The organism is Rhodococcus sp. T2V, from assembly GCF_029269925.1.
Lineage (GTDB): Bacteria > Actinomycetota > Actinomycetes > Mycobacteriales > Mycobacteriaceae > Rhodococcus_F > Rhodococcus_F koreensis.
In genome coordinates, this window is record NZ_JARJBD010000221.1 from 1 (window position 1) to 3,448 (window position 3,448).

At 64.9% G+C, this 3,448-nt stretch carries 3 pseudogenes; 1 reads left to right on the plus strand and 2 read right to left on the minus strand.

What is annotated here, in order from left to right:
• Nucleotides 1–271: 271 nt before the first annotated feature.
• Nucleotides 272–768 (plus strand): annotated as a pseudogene (locus P3H15_RS53275) (hypothetical protein); the annotation flags it as partial.
• 245 nt (nucleotides 769–1,013) lie between these two features.
• Here the strand turns inward: P3H15_RS53275 and P3H15_RS53280 are convergent.
• Both P3H15_RS53280 and P3H15_RS53285 read right to left on the minus strand, forming a co-directional pair.
• Nucleotides 1,014–1,385: pseudogene (locus P3H15_RS53280) on the minus strand (ANTAR domain-containing protein); the annotation flags it as partial.
• An 18-nt stretch (nucleotides 1,386–1,403) separates the two neighbouring features.
• Nucleotides 1,404–1,990 (minus strand): annotated as a pseudogene (locus P3H15_RS53285) (RBBP9/YdeN family alpha/beta hydrolase).
• Between the last annotated feature and the right edge of the window lie 1,458 nt (nucleotides 1,991–3,448).

Sequence of the window (3,448 nt, forward strand, 5' to 3'; positions counted from 1 at the left end):
GCAGGAAATCCAGGCACTCCCGTGTGGTGAGAGGCCCGTCCGTGGCGGTGCTCGCAGCCGTCGGACCTGGGCGAGGGTCCATCACGTCCCAGTTCGGTTGCCGCAAAGTGCTTTGTCGACACCTTCAGCATCTCCTGACAGCAACCACCCTCAATAGGGGACAACGTCACCCGCCCCACTCCCGTGGGCGGATACCGGTACCTCTAGCGACTGGTCGTACTTCCTCGGCGCCCGGTCGGGTCGGAAACGGCGGGTCCGGCGATGACCGCCATCGAAGGTCCTCGTCGGCGCCTTCGCCACGGGTGCGATCGCGCTGGCCACCAACACGATCTGGTTGTTCGCCGACACGATGGGTCCGTGGCGGATGGGTGCGGCGACGGTGCTGTCGATCGTGGCGATGATTCTCTGGCTGATCCTCGATCACGAACTGTGGGAGCGGCCGAAGTCGCCGGACGAGCGCGATCGTTCGGTGTTGTACAACACCGCGACCGTGGTCACCCTGGTCATCGGCATGATCGTCCTGCACGTGGCTCTGTTCGGCCTGCTGCTGTTCACTGCGTGTCTGACTCTTCCCCCGGAACTGTTGTCCCGTGTTCTGGGGTGAACTTTTTTGATTACCTGACGCTCGCCTGATTGCTGGCGTCCATCGCGACCATCGGTGGGGCGCTCGGGTCGGGTCTCGAGGACGACGCCGCCGTCAAGGAAGCGGCGTACGGGGTCCGGCAGCGCATCGAGGAGATGCGGAGGCCCTCGAACCAGGCGCGATGAACGTGGCCGAAGCGTGCCGACCCAGGCCTGGTGATTGATCGGGGATGTCCGAAGATACGCAGGTCCCAGATCACGTGCTCGACCGGTAGGCCGCCCGGTCCAGGTTTGTGCCCTGACTTTCAGCCCTGCGGGACTGTCACTCACTCGGCCACTTCCTCAGCCCTGTGCAGGGTTCGCTGGTGGGCGGTGAGCAGAACGTGGTCGACCGGGTCCGTAGGTCCGCAGCGGGATCACACTCGGCGAACCCCGGCGACGAGTTGTTCGGCGACCGTGCGGACTCGGGTGTTGGTCTGCTGGGAGCACCAAGTGAGAACGTTGAAGGCGCGGTCGGCGGGAATCCCGTAGACCAGCATCAGTTCACCCTTGGCCTGTTCGATTACCGCCCGTGACTCGGCAAGTTCGGCGACCACCGCGTCGACCGACTCCTTGACATCGCTACGGTAGGACTGGGTGATGTCGATATAGAAGCCGATGGTCCCGATCACGGCATCTGAGTCGTCGTGCAGGAGGTCGCCGACGACCACGACGTGATGAACTTTGCCGGCGGTGTCGATGACGCGGTGTTTGCTGCTGAACGGTTCGACGTCACTGATCATCCGTTCGAGGACGCGGGCGACGCGACGCGAACACCTAGATCACGGTGCCGCCTCCTGCGGTATCCCGGTCAACTCCCGGAGGAGCTCCTCGGCCTGTGGCCAATATCCGTACCCGGATTCAGGATTCAGGTGCTCCACCTCACCGAGATCGACCAGACGGCTGCCCCACACTTCGGCCAGACCCGCGACTCGACGACGGGTGGCGAGCGGATCGTTGCTGCTGGCCGCGACCACGCTTGGGAACGGCAGCCGGCGGCGCGGGATCGGGAGTCAGCCGTCGTGCTCGAGGTCCTCGGTCGTGGGATACCCCTCCGGCAGCGGCTGTTTCAGATCGACCGGGGTCGCCAGGAGGGCACCCTGGATCGGGCGGGTGGCCTGCTGCGCCCAGGGCACGGCAATCATCACACCCGCACTGTGGGCGCGACCAGGACGACGGGGCCGGTGACCTCGGCGAGCACCGCATCGAGAGACTCGACCCGCGCCGGCAAGCTGAGCGTGTCGTGCACCAGCGGCGGCACGGTGCGCACGCGATCGAGCCGGGCGGCGAGCAGGGTCTGCCAGTGATCGGCGACGTGGTCGTGCACACCGGGCACGATCACCACGGTCGGTTCGGTTCTGTTGTTCATGGATCTTCCAAAGCGGATGTTTCACAACATAGTTGGGGCAAATTCGAATTCTGTCGAGTGCTCGTCCCCGCCGACCGGGGGAGTCGAGGCCGAACCCCCGGTCGGCGGTGTGCACCCGGCCAGGTGCGCCGGATGTCAGGCCACGGTGCGCCAATCGGATTCGCCCCGGTTCGCCGACGGGGCCGGAGGAGTCGGCACATCTCGGTCGGATCTTGATGCGGCGGCAGCGGAACATCTACGCCGATGTCGGTGTCGGCGCCTCGGCCCACTCCGGTCGAGGCGATGAACGGGTGTCTCGGCGACTTGTGGGGCATCGCCCCCGGGGTTCCACGATCTCGACCTCGCCGACGAAATGCAGGATTGATCACCGGGGCTCCCTGACGCTGAGTGAAGTGCTCGGGGACGGCACCGCGCCGATCTCATTGGTGATACCTGGTCGCCCGCAACGATCGCTTCCAGGTCTGCATCCGACACCGACCAGGTGTGCTTGGTCGCCTGATACAGCGCAGCCACGACCGTCGAACGTGGCGTGACTGCTTCGTTCTCGCTCATGTTCTTCCCTTCTCACCTAACGCTTCCGACGTCGATCGGGTGCGTGTTGTTCAGAACAATGTCGGGACGTCGCTGTGCAAGAGGGCTTCCTGCACATCCGTGGCGCACTGCTTCCCGCAATTCTCGCGACCGGGCGGCTCGTGCGGCGCGGTCGGGTCAGTACCAATGCCATGTCTGGCCGCGGCCACCGCCGCGTCCCTTCGCACCCATCCCCGCGAGGTTTTGTGCTTGCGTCCCGAGCACCACGTGCGGTCGCCCTGATGTTCCCGAGGCGCACACAGATCGGGTTGTCACAGACTTCGTGCAACGCCACCTCGTCCTCCAGGAGGGGGCGACCGAGTTCGATTGCCAACGCGTATCTGTGGGGGCGCACCACCCGTTGCTTGCCGTTGCGCGAGATCCAAAAGACTGGTGCGGTGCGATATTCGAAAGGTGTCGCATTCCATCCCCCGCTGCAGCGGCTCCGTTCCCGCCTCACGCGTGGTCCGGGCATAGCAGATCAGGCGTGACGGTCCATCCGGCTGCGGTGAGCCATCGTTGGATCGGCTTGGTCAGATCACCCTTTTCAGCCAGATCAGCGAGCGTCGGCGAGGATGGGGCCGTCGCCGCAGAAGCTGCAGGCGATGTCGAATTCTGGCTGTCCGGGTTCGCAATGACGCAGTGCTGTCGACCGATCAGCGTTCCGTGGTGATCGGGGATCCGGGTGGAGCCTATCAGCCACTACCAGGTGTCCCGGCTTAACTGATGCAGCCTGTGTCCTCCATCAACGCCTGATCACCGATCATCGGCCAAGGGGACGACGAGGTTCCTGGCCTGACAGACGCTAGGCGCTCTTGAAGAGAGAGTTCTTGGTCGAGGAAGCCGGCACGATCTCCAGCCGCTGCAGCTCGGCGGCGGCACCGGTGA